The 17,855-nt window shown below is 33.3% G+C and carries 17 protein-coding genes; 8 read left to right on the top strand and 9 right to left on the bottom strand.

Annotated features, from left to right (window positions below):
- Positions 1-200: 200 nt before the first annotated feature.
- From BZ25_RS03730 to BZ25_RS03770, 9 genes are all read right to left on the bottom strand, one after another.
- The gene (locus BZ25_RS03730; RefSeq protein WP_103065439.1) at positions 201-1,616 is read right to left on the bottom strand and encodes an Rne/Rng family ribonuclease; all 1,416 of its coding nucleotides are present in this window, start codon (positions 1,614-1,616) and stop codon (positions 201-203) included.
- A 28-nt stretch (positions 1,617-1,644) separates the two neighbouring features.
- Entirely contained in the window at positions 1,645-2,220 is a 576-nt protein-coding gene (gene pth, locus BZ25_RS03735; protein ID WP_121515240.1) for an aminoacyl-tRNA hydrolase, read from the bottom strand.
- 3 nt (positions 2,221-2,223) lie between these two features.
- Positions 2,224-2,883, bottom strand: a complete 660-nt coding sequence (locus BZ25_RS03740) for a 50S ribosomal protein L25 (protein ID WP_012209254.1) — start codon at positions 2,881-2,883, stop codon at positions 2,224-2,226.
- 298 nt (positions 2,884-3,181) lie between these two features.
- The gene (locus BZ25_RS03745) at positions 3,182-4,132 is read right to left on the bottom strand and encodes a ribose-phosphate pyrophosphokinase (protein ID WP_121515241.1); all 951 of its coding nucleotides are present in this window, start codon (positions 4,130-4,132) and stop codon (positions 3,182-3,184) included.
- A 2-nt stretch (positions 4,133-4,134) separates the two neighbouring features.
- Positions 4,135-5,490, bottom strand: coding sequence for a bifunctional UDP-N-acetylglucosamine diphosphorylase/glucosamine-1-phosphate N-acetyltransferase GlmU (gene glmU, locus BZ25_RS03750; RefSeq protein ID WP_121515242.1), 1,356 nt, complete (start codon positions 5,488-5,490; stop codon positions 4,135-4,137).
- A 39-nt stretch (positions 5,491-5,529) separates the two neighbouring features.
- A complete protein-coding gene (ruvA, locus tag BZ25_RS03755) occupies positions 5,530-6,102 on the bottom strand; it encodes a Holliday junction branch migration protein RuvA (RefSeq protein WP_121515243.1) in 573 nt (190 codons plus the stop codon).
- A 24-nt stretch (positions 6,103-6,126) separates the two neighbouring features.
- The gene (locus BZ25_RS03760; RefSeq protein WP_121515244.1) at positions 6,127-7,443 is read right to left on the bottom strand and encodes a folylpolyglutamate synthase/dihydrofolate synthase family protein; all 1,317 of its coding nucleotides are present in this window, start codon (positions 7,441-7,443) and stop codon (positions 6,127-6,129) included.
- Positions 7,444-10,068 (bottom strand): valine--tRNA ligase, encoded by a 2,625-nt coding sequence (locus tag BZ25_RS03765; protein WP_121515245.1) that lies wholly within the window; start codon positions 10,066-10,068, stop codon positions 7,444-7,446.
- A gap of 70 nt (positions 10,069-10,138) precedes the next feature.
- Positions 10,139-11,581 (bottom strand): MFS transporter, encoded by a 1,443-nt coding sequence (locus BZ25_RS03770; RefSeq protein WP_121515246.1) that lies wholly within the window; start codon positions 11,579-11,581, stop codon positions 10,139-10,141.
- Positions 11,582-11,699: 118 nt separating this feature from the next.
- On the opposite strand from BZ25_RS03770, the gene amrA reads away from it, so the two are divergent.
- From amrA to BZ25_RS03810, 8 genes are read left to right on the top strand one after another with little or no spacing between them, the layout of a single operon-like run.
- Positions 11,700-12,266, top strand: coding sequence for an AmmeMemoRadiSam system protein A (amrA, locus tag BZ25_RS03775; protein WP_370035177.1), 567 nt, complete (start codon positions 11,700-11,702; stop codon positions 12,264-12,266).
- 22 nt (positions 12,267-12,288) lie between these two features.
- Positions 12,289-13,287: an AmmeMemoRadiSam system radical SAM enzyme gene (gene amrS / locus BZ25_RS03780; protein ID WP_121515248.1), complete on the top strand. Its 999-nt coding sequence runs from the start codon at positions 12,289-12,291 to the stop codon at positions 13,285-13,287.
- Entirely contained in the window at positions 13,260-14,297 is a 1,038-nt protein-coding gene (locus BZ25_RS03785) for an FAD:protein FMN transferase (RefSeq protein ID WP_121515249.1), read from the top strand. Before amrS ends, BZ25_RS03785 begins: the two co-directional genes overlap by 28 nt.
- A gap of 6 nt (positions 14,298-14,303) precedes the next feature.
- On the top strand, positions 14,304-14,678 hold the full coding sequence (locus tag BZ25_RS03790; RefSeq protein ID WP_121515250.1) for a NusG domain II-containing protein: 375 nt from the start codon (positions 14,304-14,306) through the stop codon (positions 14,676-14,678).
- Positions 14,672-15,193 (top strand): Gx transporter family protein, encoded by a 522-nt coding sequence (locus BZ25_RS03795; RefSeq protein WP_121515251.1) that lies wholly within the window; start codon positions 14,672-14,674, stop codon positions 15,191-15,193. The genes BZ25_RS03790 and BZ25_RS03795 overlap by 7 nt, the downstream gene beginning before the upstream one ends.
- Complete coding sequence (locus BZ25_RS03800) at positions 15,174-15,746, top strand: nucleoside triphosphate pyrophosphatase (RefSeq protein WP_121515252.1); 573 nt, start codon at positions 15,174-15,176, stop codon at positions 15,744-15,746. The genes BZ25_RS03795 and BZ25_RS03800 overlap by 20 nt, the downstream gene beginning before the upstream one ends.
- A 52-nt stretch (positions 15,747-15,798) precedes the next feature.
- Positions 15,799-16,467 (top strand): DNA repair protein RadC, encoded by a 669-nt coding sequence (gene radC / locus BZ25_RS03805; protein WP_012209267.1) that lies wholly within the window; start codon positions 15,799-15,801, stop codon positions 16,465-16,467.
- The gene (locus BZ25_RS03810; protein ID WP_121515253.1) at positions 16,460-17,686 is read left to right on the top strand and encodes a type IV pilus biogenesis/stability protein PilW; all 1,227 of its coding nucleotides are present in this window, start codon (positions 16,460-16,462) and stop codon (positions 17,684-17,686) included. Before radC ends, BZ25_RS03810 begins: the two co-directional genes overlap by 8 nt.
- The last annotated feature ends 169 nt before the right edge of the window (positions 17,687-17,855 follow it).

The following is a 17,855-nucleotide window of genomic DNA, read 5'->3' on the forward strand; positions in this document are numbered from 1 at the left end:
TGACTTCTTGCGTATTTGAAAGATACTGTATTAAAGGCTCCTTTTGGCTATCATAAGTGCTACTCAGAAAATCAACAGTATCATTGGTTTTTGAATTAGAGAGATATATTCCAGAAACGAAAAAAAAGATAGAAAGAGTAATTATCGCAAAAAAAAATATTTTCTTTAAAATGATATTTCACCGCTTTCATGCTAATAAGTTATTTTTTGTATTTAATATTGTAAGAATTGGGATTTAGCCAGTTAAAAGAAACTTCTAATTTTACGTTTAACTGTTTTTCCAGTTCTTCAGTCAAAGCTGGGGTTAAATATCCCGAAAGGTTGTGAAATGCGTTGATTTCAATTACTTTTATTTTTTCTTTTTTTATTTCCTTTGCGGAGGACAATAATTCTTTTATCAATCTTCCATGCACAAGAGAAGGGGCTATGATTTTTCCCGTTCCATGACACAATGGGCATTGTGAATACACATTGGTATCCAGAGGTTGTGTGGTTCTTTTCCTAATAATTTCTAACAACCCCATGTTTGTGAATCCCAATATGGTAACCTTTGATTTATCTTTTTTTGATTCTTCTTTTAGAATATTGATAATCGTTTTTTTGTGCGAAGAGTCCTTCATATCAATAAAATCAACTACGATCATACCGCCAATATTCCTTAATTTCAATTGCCTAGCTATTTCTTTGGCTGCTTCCATATTTGTAATAAAAGAAGTTTCTTCAATATTCTTCCCCTCTAAATTTCCAGCAGAATCTACATCGATGGCTGTTAAAGCTTCCGTTCTATCTACCGTAATTGTTCCTCCACCAGATAATTCTATCTTCTTTGTAAAGATCTCTTCCATTTGATGGTATATATTATGGATCTGAAAAACATCTCCTCTTACAAACTCAACTTTGGGTTTTAGTTCGAAACCTTTCAAACTTTTTTTTAGTTTTCTAAAAATTTGTCTGTCATCTGTGATTATTTTTTTTGTTTTAGAATCCAATCTTTCCCTTAATATATACTCAAGAAAATCACTTTCTTCGTATAAAACTCCAGGATTTTTTTGAGAATGAAATCTTTGTAAAATACTGTTATACATTTTGCGCATTTCGCTTAATTCTACTTCTACTTCTTTTTCATCGATTCCTTCAGAATTAGTTCTAAATATTATAGATTCGTTATCAATTAGAATTTTTTTTGCAACTTGCCTCAATCTTATTCTTTCTTTTTCTTGAAGAATTTTTCTAGATATCCCAATACTTTCATTAGAATTTGGAATGTATACTAAATATTTCCCAGGCAAACTTATTTGCATAGAAAGTTGAGGGCCTTTTCTCGTTCCACCGTCTTTCCTTACCTGAACTAGAATCTTATCTCCAACTTTATATTGATTGGGATCATCAAGAACGTCTCTGTATCTGAGAAAACCGTTCTTTCCTAATCCAATATTAACAAAAAAAGCCTCCAAACTCGGAACCCTATTTTCAATCACACCTAAGAAGATTTTCCCAATATTTCTATCGGTTTCAAAATCCTCGAAAAAAATTTCACTTAATTTATCTTCTTCCAATATTGCTATTCTGATCTCTTCTAGAGCTTTACTAACTAGCATTGTCTTTTCTTCGTCCATTGCTCAATTTCCTTCCTCCAACTTTGTTCTAAATTATCTTTTTGTTAAATTTATTCATCGCTTCGTTTATTCTGCCTTCTAAAATCAAGTCTATTGTAATAGTAACATAATCGAGTACTTTGTTCAATACAGTCCATTCTTCTTGCGTAAAAGGACTTAAAACGTAGTTTGCCAAATTTCCAGATCCATGTTCATATCCATTGTTTATACCTATTCTTATTCGAGGGAAATCGGTACTTTTTAAAATGGCTATTATTGATTTTAATCCGTTGTGACCCCCATCAGAGCCGCTTTTTCTTATACGAATTTCACCTAAGTCCAACCAAATATCATCGTAAATTATTACTAAACTTTCATCTATTTTACCAAATTTTTTAAAAACATATGGTAACACTTCTCCACTTGCATTCATATAAGTTAACGGTTTAATGAAAATATCGTTTTCTATAGAAAAGCCTTCAAAGTTCTTACCGGATATTTTTTTTATATTCGATATATTTTTTTTGGCTTCTTCATATTTATCTAAAGCTAAAAAACCCACGTTATGTTTTGTAAAAACATAACGCGGGCCAGGATTTCCTAAACCTATTACCAAATTTCTCACTTTTTATTCTTCCTTCATGTCTTGAGTTGATTTTTCTTGTATTACTTCAGGTTCGGTTATTTCTTCTTCTTGCGTCTCTTCAGTCACTTCTGCTGACTTCGGTTCAATTACACTAATGACAAGTTCTTCGTCTTCAAGAAGTGATTCTGCACTTTTTGGAAGAAGACTTTTAATATCTGAAACGGATAAAGATTCACCTAGTTTTAACGCAGAGATATCCACTTTTATTGAATCAACGATATCCGAAGGTAGAATCGCAACGGGTATTTCATGAACGTAGGTATTTAAATAACCCCCTTGTGTAACTCCAATGGGTTCACCTTCAAATTCTAAAGGTATCCTCAAATTCATTTTTCTTCCTTCTTCTGGAACATAAAAATCTACATGAATTGGCTGATCAGATACTTTATGCCTTTGAACTGACTTTACGAAGCAAGTGAATTTTTCTTCGCTATCTTCTCCCTTTACATTGAGTTCAATCAAAGTAGTCTCAGAAACTTTTTCTAACATACTCTCCAGTTCTTTATATGGAATATTTATATGTTTGTTTTCCTTTAAAGCTGGCCCGTATACTTCTGCTGGAATTAATTTTTCATTTCTGAATTTCTTTGCCTTGACCTTTGAATCTCTTCTATTAACATTCATTTTGAAAACTGTTGCCATACAATAACCTCCTAACCATTTGTCTTTATTAATATCTCCAAAAACGTTATATATAGCGCCCCTTCGCCAAACGTTAAGGGGTAAACCCCTTAAGATCCCCGTACATCATTTGCGTGGTACATCGTGGTACATCGTTTGCGTAGCAAACGAGATTTTGGGAAACATTTCTAAAACACTGCAAAACAAATCATTTTGCATAAATCAGCAAAAGGGCTTCGCCCTGTGACCCTTTTAAGATCAAAATCTTACTTATAAAAACTTGGTTTAAAACCCTTTCACCCCGCTCCCCAACCGTTAATTATCTGAAAAGTATACTAACAGATAAATTTTTTCTTATTCTGACTATCGCTTCTCCCAAAAGTTCAGAGGATTTAAGTTCCACAAATTTGTCAGGCAATTCTTTATGATATATTGTATCTGTAACAATTATTTTATCAATACTTGAATTTTGCAATTTTTCAACAGCATTGAGTGAGAATATACCATGTGTGGCTGCGGCAATAATCTTTTTTGCACCTTTATTATGTAGAGTTTCAGCAGCAGCTACAAGGGATCCACCGGTATCTATTATATCATCAAATATTATACAATTGGACCCTTCTACTTCTCCTATTACGTTGATTACTTCTGCAACGTTATCTTTCGGCCTCCTTTTGTCTAGAATGGCTAGAGAACAACCTAGTTTTTGGGCAAACTTTCTAGCTCTTTTTACCCCACCAACATCTGGGGAAACTACCACGGTTTCGTTTTGTGTCAATTTCATTTCTTCTAAAAAATATCTTGAGAAAATAGGAAAGCTCCAAAGGTTATCAACTGGTATATCAAAGAACCCTTGGATTTGCTCGGCATGAAGATCTATTGTCACTACCCTTGTCGCTCCCGCGGTTGTAATTAAGTTAGCGACAAGCTTTGCAGTGATTGGATCCCTACCCCTTGCTTTTCTATCTTGACGAGCATACCCAAAGTATGGAATTATAGCAGATATAGATGCAGCTGAAGCCCTTCTTAAGGCATCTATCATTATCAATAACTCCATGATATTATTATTGACGGGAGGGGCTATGGATTGAATTATGTATACGTCGAATCCTCTGACTGTTTCGTTAATTTTTACGTTTACTTCACCATCTGCAAAAGTTGATACCTCACAGTCCCCCAATCTTGTACCCATGTATTCTACGATTTTTTTTGCCAAAGGAGGGTTAGAATTTCCTGCAAATACCTTGAATTGATTCTCGTTAGTTGGCATCTTTATACTCCCTTCTCAACATTTTCTGAATTCCTTTTTAACACCCAATTTTCTTTGTTTATTTGATGTGATCTTGCTAAAGCTAAAGCATTATCTGGCACATCTTTTGTTATTACAGAACCCGCTCCAATAAGAGAATTTTTACCAACATTAACAGGTGCAACTAAAGAGGTGTTACTTCCAATGAAGGCTCCATCATCTATAAAGGTCTTGTTCTTTTTCTTACCATCATAGTTACATGTTATAGTCCCTGCACCAACATTTACATCTTTTCCAACATAAGTGTCGCCCAAATAAGTTAAATGTTGTGCTTTGCTGTTGCAGGATATCTTCGTTTTCTTAGTTTCAACAAAATTGCCTATTTTAACGTTTTCTTGTAATTCTGTTCCTTCTCTCAGCCTTGAAAAAGGACCTATTGAAACATTTTTTTGTATTCTACTTAATTCGCATTCTGATCGAATTATTTTCACCTTATCTTCTATGATACAATCTTTGATCCTCGTTAGTGGACCTATTTCACAATCTTCGCCAATGGTCGTTTTTCCATATATAAATGTTTGAGGATAAATTATTGTATCAGGGCCAATACTTACATCGGCGGAGATGTATGTGGAATCTGGATCCTGTATTGTAACTCCATTTAACATGTGTTTCTTTAAAATTTCTTTTCTTATCTTTTTTTCAGCCTCTGCTAACTGTATCCTATCGTTTATGCCCATAACTTCTATTTCATTTTCTAATTCTACCACACCAACTTTTTCCATATGCTCAAAAACATCGGTCAAATAATATTCTCCTTGGGCATTTTGTGGGGTGATATGGTGTAAGGCTTTTTTTAATTGTTCTCCTTTGTAAACAGCAATACCTGTATAAACTTCTTTTATTTGCTTTTCAAAAGTATCGGCATCTTTTTCTTCGACTATTTTAACAAATTTATCTTCGTTTTTTATTATGCGTCCATAACCAGTTGGATCCTCTAGTCTTACTGATAGAATAGTCGAACTGTTATCATCTTTTAGATGTTTTTCAACGAGAGTATTCAGGGTATGGTAAGAAATAAAAGGCACGTCGCCGTAAAGTATCAAGATATCGTTATCATCGAGAAATTGTTCAGCACAGAGAACAGCGTGACCCGTTCCCAATCTTTCTTTTTGCTCAAAAATTTTAACATTTTCATCCAACAATTCTTTTACTAGATCTTTACCATTTCCTAGAACTATCCCGATTTCGTCGGTTATCTCTTTTGCAACATCGATAACCCAATTTATCATTGGTTTATCGAGAATTTTATGTGCAACTTTTGGGATCTTTGATTTCATTCGTTTTCCTTGCCCAGCGGCAAGTATTAATACTTTTATATCTACCTCCTCCTTTCTAGCTCACCTACAAGGAAATAGCTACAGCCTTGTAAGGCATTCTTTAATTATCTCTTCTGTTTTCAGTTCTTCTAAGTCAAGTTGGCCTATGACCTTCATAATTTCATATCTTTGAAATCCAAGAGTTTCTAAAGCTTCTATAGCTTCTTTTACGTTATTATTTCCATACGATTGAGTGCCAGCCCCAGCTGAAAAGACCCTGAAAGAATCGGAAAGTTCAGATATTAGTCTTTCTGCTGTTTTCTTACCTATGCCAGGTAAGCTTGAAAGAAGAGCAGTGTCCTGTGAGTTTATCATCTGTATAAATTCTTCTGCATCCGTTTTTCTAAGGATTTTTGATGCAATTCTTGGTCCGATTTTTGAAACTTTCTTTAAACTTTCAAAAACATCTCTTTCTATTTTATCTTTAAAAATATAAAGTGATGTGTTCCATTCACTTATTTCTAGGGAAGCGAAGAATTCGTATTGGTCACCTTTTTTAAAGTATCTTATAACGTTCAACGAAGGATAAGCTTCCAAAGTTAAAGCTCCAATTTTAATTAGAACTTTTTCGTCCTCAAAATCTTCAATTGTTGCGTTAATTTTTCTTATCATATTATATACCTCAATAAAAGATATCTACAATGCCACTAGATTAGTGGACATTAATTCTTTCATTTTTCCAAGTAGATACAAAGAACCCGTGACAAAATAAATATCGCTTTTTTCTGATAAAAGTTTATTGAAGCCTTCTGAAGGGTCTTTTATAAACTCAACATTTTTAGTATGCTTTTTAAATTCTTTATATATTAATTCAGGATGTCTTCCCCTTTCAGAAGGAACCGATGTTACAATAATTTTATCAAATACCGAAGCAAAAATTTGAGACATTTTTTCGTAGTCTTTATCGTCCAATATCCCAATCAGGGCAATTTTCTTCTGAGTAGGAAAGTAAAGATTGACACTTTTTTCTAATTGCTGGGCAGCGGCAAAATTGTGTGCACCGTCGAAAACTATCTTTTTACCGTTTATTTCTGTGTACTCAAACCTTCCTTCCCAAAAGAATTTTTCCATGGCTTCTCGGACTTTTTCGATAGACAAAGTTTTCCCGAATTTTTGCATGAACGCCTCTGTTGCTGCCAAAGATGTTGTAACATTTTCCATCTGAAATGACCCGTTTGCACCAAAAATCAGATTTTTAATTTCATAATTGAGTCCATGATAATCTAACATATTATTGTTAATAAAATATCTATGGTTGATAGAATAAAAATCTTTCCCATGTTCATAAATCTTTTCTGCATTGACTTCTTTAGCTTTATTTAGGATAACTTTTTTAGGGCTTTCGTCTATATTTCCCAATACCAAAAAATTGTTTTTCTTTATGATACCGGCTTTTTCGTAAGCTATAGCTTCAATAGTATCGCCTAAAGTTTTGGTATGGTCTTTAGATATAGAGGTTATGACTGAAACGTCGGAATTAATAATATTAGTAGCATCCAATCTTCCACCTAACCCTACTTCAAAAACGCCTACATCAACTTTTTGCTTTTCAAAATACTTAAAAGCCATAGCTGTTGTGATTTCAAAGAATGACGGGGCATATTCTTCACCTTTCAGATCCATTGTTTTTACTTCTTCTTCAATTTCATTATATATCTCCACAAATTCTCTTTCAGAAATGTTTTCTCCATTCACTTTTATTCTCTCTGTTAATGAAACCAAATGTGGGGATATAAAGGTCCCAACTTTCATTCCATTTAACCTTAAAATCCGTGAAATCGCACTGGTAACACTTCCTTTTCCATTGGTACCTGTAATGTGTATACTTTTGAACGTGTTCTGTGGACTTCCAATGCGTTTACTTAATTCATCTATCCTTTCTAGACCCAACTTTACTTTGAAATTTGCTGCTCCTCTTTGATAAAGATAGTCAACTAAATTGGTAAATTCCATCTAACTAAGCTCCTTTAAGAGTGCTTGTAATTTTTGATATTTTTTCTCACTTTCCTTCAAATCTTCTTTAGTTTTTTCTACTACATCTGGATCGGCCTTTTCAACAAAATTTTTATTCGATAATTTTTTATTATACAGTTCTATATCTTTTGATAGCTTTTCCAATTTTTTTGTTAATCTTTGTTTTTCTGTATCAACGTCTATATATTCGCCTAAAGGTATGTAAACTTCTACACTTTCATCTACATAAGCAGTGGCAGATTTTGCCGGTTTCACTTCGGTTTGAGTTATACCTTTCAAAAAAGCTAAATGTTCAATTAGTTTTATGTTTTTTTCTATAAAATCGTCGTTTTTTGCTACAATTTTGTATTTTACTTCAACCTCTTGTGTTTGGGGTATGTCCATTTCGGCTTTAACGTTCCTTATACCACTTACTAACTCCATAACCTTTGAAAATACTTTTTCAGCTTCAGGATAAATATTATTCTCGTTATACTCTGGCCATTTGGCGCTTATCAGTAACTCAGAATCTTTTTCAATAGGCAATTTTTGCCATAGTTCTTCTGATATATAAGGCATAAAAGGATGTAATAAGCGTAATGAAGAATCAAAGACTTGCAAGATAACGTTTTGTACTATCAATTTATCGTTACCACTCGAATTTAACCTATTTTTTGAGGCTTCTATATACCAATCACATAATTCATTCCAGAAAAAATCGTACAGTTTTCTTGCAGCTTGATCGTAGTTGTAATCTTCTAAATCTTTCGAGATTTCTAGTATTGTAGAATTCAATCTACTTAAAATCCATTTGTCCTCGATTTTCAAATCTTCTTCTTTAAGTTCGATTTTCTCGTGGTCTTCCATGTTTAAAAGTACAAATCTAGTAGCGTTCCATATTTTATTTGCAAACCTTCTGTAGGCATCAAATGAACCAACATCCAATTTAATATCTCTTCCTTGAGCAGCTAAAACCGCTAAAGTAAATCTAACCGGATCTGTCCCGTATTCGTTAATTACTTCTAAGGGATCTAAACCGTTGCCTAACGATTTAGACATCTTTCTTCCATATTTGTCCCTTACTAGTTGGTGCAGGTACACATCATGAAAGGGCTTCTCGCCCATGAACTTTTCTCCCATCATTATCATTCTTGCAACCCAAAAAAAGATTATGTCAAATCCAGTAACTAACAAATCGGTTGGATAATATTTTTTCAGATCTTCCGTTTCTTCAGGCCATCCCATGGTAGAAAAGGGCCAAAGAGCAGAAGAAAACCAGGTATCAAGTACATCCTCATCTTGTTTTAAATCCGTGGATCCGCATTTTTCACACTTTTTAACGTCTTCCACGGATACGTTGACATGTCCACAATTTTGGCAATACCAAACGGGGATTCTATGACCCCACCATAGTTGTCTTGATATACACCAATCCCTTATTTCATACATCCAGTTGAGATACACTTTCTTCCATCTTTCAGGGTAAAATTTTATTTCATCATTTTCAACCACTTGTATAGCTTTTTCTGCTAAGGGTTTCATTTTAACAAACCATTGATCTAAAAGGAGAGGTTCTATAACGGTATCACATCTGTAACAATGACCTACAGAATGAGTATAATCTTCCTCTTTTTCTAATAATCCCTCTTTCTTCAAGTCCTCGACTATTCTTTCTCTGGCTATATACCTGTCTAATCCTGCGTACTTTCCACCATTTTCGTTTATTTTTGCATTTTCATCTATAATTTGTATTCTTTCCAAGTCATGCCTTAAACCAATTTGGTAATCATTTGGATCATGGGCGGGGGTAACCTTGACGACACCTGTACCAAAGTTTGTATCTACGTAAGGATCGGCTATAATTTTCAATTTCCTACCAACAATTGGTAAAATAGCCGTTTCACCGATTAAATCTTTATACCTTTCATCTGAAGGATTAACAGCCAGTGCTGTATCTCCTAACATAGTTTCAGGTCTGGTAGTTGCGACAGTTACATAGTTTTGAGTATTTTCCAAAGGATATTTTATATACCAAAGCTTGCCTTTTTCTTCACTGTGCTCAACTTCGTCGTCTGCCAAAACGGTTCCGCAGGAAGGACACCAATTTACTATATACTTTCCTTTGTATATTAAACCATCGTTGTACAAGGACACAAAGACCTTTCTTACCGCTTGGTTGAGTCCTTCATCTAAAGTGAATCTTTCTCTGCTCCAGTCGACAGAAGCTGCCAATGCTTTTATCTGTTCACGTATGTGATTACGATATTTGTTTGCCCAATCCCAAGTAATTTTTAAAAATTCTTCTCTAGTATAATCTTCTCTTCTTTTACCTTCTTCTTTTAAAAGATATTTTTCAACAACATGTTGTGTGGCTATACCCGCATGATCTTCTCCGGGTATCCAAACTGTTTCTTTACCTTTCATTCTATTATATCTCACGGAAATATCTTGAAGAACGATATTCAAAGCATGACCAATGTGTATTCTTCCTGTAATATTTGGAGGAGGAATGACTATACTAAACTTACCATTCCCTGGCTTTGGTTCAAAGGAATGGTTTTCTTCCCAAAGCTTATACCATTTATTTTCAAGTTCGTGCGGCATATATCTTTTTCCAATATCCATTAAGGCAACCTCCTAAATTTTTTATGAAATAGTAACTCTCCCCATTTAAGGAAAAGACCTAAGGTTCATTTTATTCTTTATTGTTATTTGGAACTACTTGACTCTTTCCCTCTTCTGGAACTTCTGGAACCACTTGACTCTTTTCTTCCTTTTCTAAATCAGCTGAAAGGGGAAGTTCATTTTTTTTGACTTTCTTACCGTTCCTTCGGAAAAAATCAAAGGGAAAATTGATTTCTCTTCTTTTAAACAATGCTGCCTCGGGGGAGAATATTCCTTTATATCTGATGGGCTTTTCCATTGCCTCAACTTCAGTTAATAGAATAACAGATATGATTCTTAATACGAACCCTATAATAAAAATTAATTGAATCCCATGATAGGGGTCCCCCATAAAATTGATTTCTATATTTTCGAGATGGTTTGCTAAAAAACCCCCACTCAACGAGCCGAAAATAGCGGCAATACCTGCAACGAAAGAGTTGGCAGCGATATAATTTTCGGATGGTTCTTTGGATATTTCTAAGAGTAAGTTGAAAATGGCTAAATTTATCGCCGACCAAGCGAACGCCGCAAAAATTGCATTTAATAATAAAATACTCCTATAATTACTTTCATTCATTAAAAAGTACATCATTGGGCTAAAAGTTGACAACAAAATTCCCAAGCTTAGAACGTTTTTGCTGCCAAACCTGTCTGCCACTATACCATAAAACAAATACAAAAAAACAGAAATAACGCTTGTTATTATTCCCATATTCCCAAGGAATTGATAATTTATATTCAAAATTGCCACTTCATAATAAGCAAAATAAGGCCTTACAAATTCTATGGCAAAACTCCAAACAAACATAAATAAGAGAAAATTTTTAAAGTTTCTATCTTTAAAGGGAGTAAAAATGTTTAAGTTAACGGAAGAAATTTTTTCGCTTTCTTCAGGAAATTCATGTTTCACTAACAAAAAAGCTGAAAGAACAGAGAAAATTGCCATAAAACTTGTAACCAGCAACAACCCTGTTTTAAAGTTTGGAAATTCTAAAAACATTGAATAAAGATACAACATAATTATACCAGTTATGGAAGCGAATATATTACGAAGTCCGAAATATTTACCTCTTTGTTCAAAAGGAACTACGCTTCTAATTAAAACCGTCCAAGTGTTGCCCACGAATGTTCCAAAAAAAGAAAATAAAAGAATAATAATTAACATAATATACTCAGATCTCACATCAAAAAATATGAAAATGGGCAATAAAACGAATAAAGTCCTCGATATAAAGGCGTTTATTACAAGGCTTTTCTTCTTAGAACCAATGAATTGGTTGATTCGTGAAGAGAAAATCTGAAACATCTGTGCTATAATAGGAAAAGAGGTCATAATTGATATAAAAAGAGGAGATGCGTTAAAGTATAGAGCAATAGATGTAAAAATAAACCCTTGTGTACCGATAAAGAACGCGTTGTATGAACCAGCCTCTAAAATTGAGAGAAACCTTGTTTTTGCATATTTTGTCATATTTATTTTTCTCCTTGCTACTCTATAATTATTTTTTTTTTAATGTGTTCGCTTGAAAATATATTATAATGCACCAATGAAAAATAAAGTTTACTTTATAATTTAATAAATGTTATGAATGAAATTCGCCTTGAATGTTTTGAAATTTAAAGAGGTGATAATATTGAATGAACATCATCCTTATGTAGTTTGGGCAAGAAAAGTGATTGAAGCGTATGTAAAAGAAAAGAGAAAAATAGATTTTGATGAAACTCTTCCAAAAGATTTGTTTAACAAAAAAAGAGGTTGCTTTGTGAGCCTTCACAAAAGCTCTGGAGAATTGAGAGGTTGTATTGGTACCATTATGCCCGTTTACGATAATTTAATCATGGAAATAAGAGAAAATGCGATCTCTGCTGCCACAAGTGATCCGCGGTTCCCTCCTCTTTCGCCAAAAGAATTAGACGATCTAGTTATTTCTGTTGATGTTCTATCCGATTTAGAAAAAGTTAACGATATTATTGAGCTAGATCCCAAAATCTTCGGAATAGTTGTTAAAAGTGGTTACAAAAGAGGTGTTCTTCTACCTGACTTGGAAGGAGTTGATACCGTAGAAGAACAATTGAGAATAGTAAAATTAAAAGCGGGTATTTATAAAAATGAACCAATAGAAATATATAAATTCACTGTGGAAAGGTTTTTTTAAATATTAATAGAAGGTGAAGTAAATGAAAATCAATTCCTTGTTTTATGAGGAATTTAAAGATGATATTTTGAAATGTACCTTATGTCCGCACCAATGTATATTATATCCTGGCAAAACAGGGATATGTAGGGTTAGGCAAAATGTAAAAGGTGAGATGTATTCATTGAATTATGGGGACGTTACCAGTATGGCTCTTGATCCGATGGAGAAAAAACCACTTTTTCATTTTCATCCGGGTGAAAAAATCCTTTCTCTGGGGACCTGGGGCTGTAATTTAAAATGCCCTTTTTGTCAAAATTACGAAATTGCACATATGAAACCTGAATATCAAAAGAAAATATATCCCAGCGCTATTCCATCTTTGATTGATAATTATGGCGTTCGGGGTGTTGCGTATACATATTCCGAACCGATAGTTTGGTATGAATTCGTTTTAGATTCATCAAGGCAGGTGAAGTACGCTAATCCGGACAACTACAATGTTTTAGTAACAAACGGATTCATAAATGAAAAACCCTTGAGACTTATGCTACAATATATAGACGCGATGAATATAGACCTAAAAGTATACAATGATAAGAATTATATGAAACTATTAAAAGGGGGATTAGAACCTGTTAAAAAAACGATAAAAATAGCCTATGAAGAAGGCATTCACGTTGAAGTTACAACACTGGTGGTTCCAAAAGTAAACGATAATTTAGATGAACTAGAAGAAGAGTTTTCATGGTTGGCAAACATTTCTAAAGATATTCCTCTTCATTTATCTAGATATTTTCCTGCATATAAATATAACGAATCACCGACAGATATTACCTTTTTAGAAAAAACCTATGAGCTTGCAAAAAAATATCTCAATTTTGTATATCTTGGAAACATTTTGTCTTCAACATACGAAAATACTTATTGTCCAGATTGTGGAGCACTCCTTATTCAAAGAAAAGGATACGACATAAAAATTGAAAATCTGAATGAAAACGGAGAGTGTAAAAATTGCGGCAGAAAAATATGCATAGTTTAAGAGTATATCTTTATATAGCTGCACTTGGTGTAGGAGTACTTTTGTTATCTTTGTTGTTATTTTCTAAGCCGACCCCAGTTTACGAAGAAAAAGAGTTCCCAGTACTTGGCACTATTGTAAGGGTAAAAGTAGCAGGGGATAAAGTATCTTCAAATGTTTTGTTGAATACAGCAGAACAAGAGTTGTACAGATTACACAACAAATTTAGTCCCAACGTCGAAGGTAGTATAATCCAAAAATTAAATACTGACAGAAAGGTTGAAGTCGACGAAGAGGGATTATTTTTATTTCAAGCTACCTACAATTATGCAGTAATAACTGGTGGGGCTTTCGACCCTACAGTGAGACCTTTACTTAAATTGTGGGGATTTGATGACATAAATTCTCCAAAAAAAGTTCCAATCCAAGAAGAAATCAATAGAACATTAGAAAACGTTGATTATAGATTCATAAAAATTGATGAAGAAAAGAGAGAAATTTCTTTACTAAAAGATGGTGTCGAAGTAGACTTAGGAGGAATAGCTAAAGGATACGCAATTGATTTAGTTATACAAAAAATTAAGGAAATAGATCCTGGAGCTACAGGTTTTGTCGATGCGGGGGGAGATATTGGAATAATAGGTCCAAAGTTTGGAGAACTTGCCTGGGTTATAGGGATAAGGGACCCTTTTTCACAAGATGCCTTAAAATCGATAGATACAATTTATTTAACAAGCGGTGCTGTTGCAACATCTGGAGATTACGAAAGATTTTTTATCGAAGAAGGTAAAAAATATCATCATATATTAGATCCAGAAGATGGTTATCCTGCAGGAAACGCATCCAGTGTAACTGTTATTGCAGAAAAAGCGATGATAGCGGACGTCTTTTCTACGGCTCTTTTCGTTTTAGGATACGATAACCCTGCCTTAGATTATTTCACAGATTTTGGCATTCAAGCTTTGATTATATCTCCAACAGGGGAAAGTACTGAGACAAGTGGTTTTGACTATTTTCGGGAGAAAATGTGAGAGTTTATGAAATTCACTAAGAAAAATGATCTGTACCTACTTTTAGTTGTAATATTGTTAGTTTTAGTAATGATTTTTATGAACGCTTATCCAAAAAAGGGCATAAACGGTGCAGAAGTTTACTTAAAAGGGGAGCAAATTTTACAAATAACAAAAGACGGAACTTACAGCATAACAAATGATGAAGGTGAGTTATTGATGAATGTAGAATACATAGATCAAAGAATTAGAGTTACCGATTCATCATGTCCTTTGAAAGTCTGTGAAAATACAGGATGGGTAGAAAACCCTAATCAACCCATTATTTGTATTCCAAATGAAATAGTTGTAAAACCATTAGGTAACGCAGATGACACGGGGATTGATATCTATACATGGTAAAAAGAACAAAAACAATATCATATATATCTATTTTAACCGCATTAGCCTCCGCAATTTACTATGTTGAATCCTTTTTACCCATGCCTGTTTCAGTGCCTGGTGCGAGATGGGGGTTTTCTAACTTCCCTTTGTTGTTGTCTGTAGTGAGTGGAATTAGCATTACTAATACCTTGTACATAGCTTTGTTAAAAACTTTGCTTGGTTCAATAATAAGTGGAAGGTTTTTATCTCCCGTCTTTTGGATGGGATTGGGAGGATCACTCGCCAGTGCTTTATTTATGTCCTTATCTTTCAAAATTACCAACAAATTTGGTATTTTAGGAATTAGTGAAATTGGAGCCTTTTTCAGCAACACTGTACAATTAATTATAGCCAGTCTTTTTATTGTTAAATCACCTAATATTTTTTGGTATTACCCTTACATGCTTTTTTTCGGTATAATAACGGCATTCATAAACGGAGCAATTGTGAGTTATATTTTAAGGAGTGTGAACCTTGATAGATTCAAAAGTTGAATTGGTTTTAGGATCCTCATCCCCACGAAGACAAGAACTTTTAAAATTAATAACAAAAAATTTTACGATCAGAACAGCTAATACTGATGAAACTTATAACTCTACGACACCTTCTGAAATTGTACAAGAAATTTCATATAAAAAAAGTAAAAATATAGAAATTTCAGATAGAGAACTTCTCATAACGGCTGATACTATAGTAACTTTGGATGGAAAAATATTTGGAAAGCCTCACAATTACGATGAAGCTTTCGAAATGCTTCAAACATTATCGAATAAAACTCATTGTGTTTACACAGGAGTAACTTTAAGATCAATGGAAAAATTCTCTTCCTTTTATGAAGTTTCGAAAGTAACTTTTTACAAATTGGATGAAGAAGTGATAGACTTTTATATAAAAAATAACAACGTATATGACAAAGCGGGAGCCTATGCTATTCAAGATTTTGCCGCTGTTTTTGTCAAAAAAATTGAAGGTGATTACTACAACATAATGGGTCTACCTATTGCAAAATTATACTGGCAATTGAGACATATGTTAGCAACCTCATAAAAACATTTCAAATATTCCAAAATTCCTATCAAAAGCCGAAAAGGAGAGAGTAATGGAAGATCAACTAAAACCAAGAGAGAAACTAGAAAAATATGGGCCCCAATCTCTCACAGACCAGGAACTTATAGCCATCATTTTAAGACATGGAGTTAGAAATTATAACGTATTTGATGTTTCCGAACAAATATTAAAAAAGTATAAAACATTGAGTGAATTGGTCGATATATCACTTGAAGAAATATCAAAAGAAAAAGGAGTAGGAAAAGTTGGAGCAATAAATCTAAAAGCTGCGTTAGAAATAGGCAAAAGATATCACCTTCAAAAATTGCGTCAAAAGTATCAAAAGGTAACCTCTCCAGAAGAAGCATACCATGTTTGTGAGGACATGATATATCTCAGCACAGAAACTGTAAGAGCTATTTTTTTAGATTCTAAACTCCACATCATTACTATCAAAGATATTTCCAACGGAACGGTAAATATGTCAATTGCTCACCCGCGAGATATTTTTAGAGAAGCTATAATGTACAATGCAGTATCTTTTATTTTAGTACACAATCACCCATCAGGGGATCCCACACCGAGCATGCACGATAGGGACATTACCAAAAAAATTATGGATTCTGGTGAGATCTTAGGTATCAACATGAACGATCATATAATTATTGGAAAGGATTCTTATTTCAGTTTTACTTTGGATAGGAGTGAAAAAATTGACTAATGAAAATAATAATGCAGAAGATAAATTGCGAAATTTATACAAAATAAAAGAAGAAATCGAAAAAGAATTAGAAAAAAAAGGCATAAGAAAACCTGACACACAGCAAAAAAAGAAAACAACTAAAACCATATATGAGGCTGATTACGAAATAGAAAAATTAAGTGTCTCAATAAACAATATAAATAATTGGTTAGATTTGATAATTTACGATATAGATCTATCGAACGAGAAATTGTCGAATTTTTTTGAAATCAGGTTAAGTCACAAATCTCTTCAAGAATATTCAAATCAATTTGGCATGATGCACCTATTCAGAAATGATTTTCAAAAGGCCGAAAAATTTTTTGAAAGAAAAAGTGACTTAGACTCTAAGATAAACATGGGTTTTTTGAAAATCATACGTGATGACGAGGACTCAAATAAATATTTTACTGAACTAATCAATACACACCCAAAAAATGGTTTAGTATATTTAACTCTCAGCCTATTCTTTCTAAAAAGAAAAGATTTTTTTAACGCCTACAAAATGATCAAAGTGGCTAATTCCTTATTAGATTATTCGTTTATAAACATGGGTTTGAGTGCTTACGAGAAAGACTTTCAAAAATCTTTATCCTTTTTATCAAAAGCTTACCTTGAAGGGAAAGCAAAAAGGGTTGTAAATTTGATCAACTATTATGTAAGTCTATTTATTTCAGATTCGGAAAAAGCCTTCTCTACATTTGCTCTATTGAAAGAAGATAAAACTCCATGTATAAACTGCATCAAAACTTTATCGAGCTCTGAAAAAGTAGAACCGCCTAGTTATTGTCCTTTTTATGAAAGAATACTATTTCAAACTGGTAATCCTAAACCTTACAAAGCTGAAGATTCCGAACTTTATGAAATATTATTATACAAATACTTCCAAGAAAAAGATATACAGCAATTCAACTCGTATGCTAAAAAAATCGAACAGTTTTTCAACAATGTTCCACTAATATTTTTATCATCAACAGAAACCACTTCTAAAAAAGTAATAGGAGATTTATTTACACAACACAAAACAGGAATTAAAATCAATTTAAAAGGCCCCAACTATTATGACAACCTAAACAAAGCGATAATAGATCTTAAAACTAAGTACCAAAAGAACTTTACATTCTTTTTAGATTTACCATTTTATGAAGCATTGAGATTATTATTTGGCTGGAGGATCTGCCAATATCTATACAAGTAACGGCATGGCGAAGTCCTCCCCCCCAGAGTCTAAGGGACCGCAGGTCCCTTCCATAGAAGGGTGGGGAGCGGAGCGAAGAGGCTCAAATAAAGAATAAGCGCACCTTACATAAAAAATTCTAAAAATCATTTTCAAAAATTAAGAATTTGATTTTAAAAGGGTCACAGGG

It is taken from the genome of Petrotoga sp. Shatin.DS.tank11.9.2.9.3, assembly GCF_003665005.1.
In the GTDB taxonomy this organism is placed as follows: domain Bacteria; phylum Thermotogota; class Thermotogae; order Petrotogales; family Petrotogaceae; genus Petrotoga; species Petrotoga mobilis.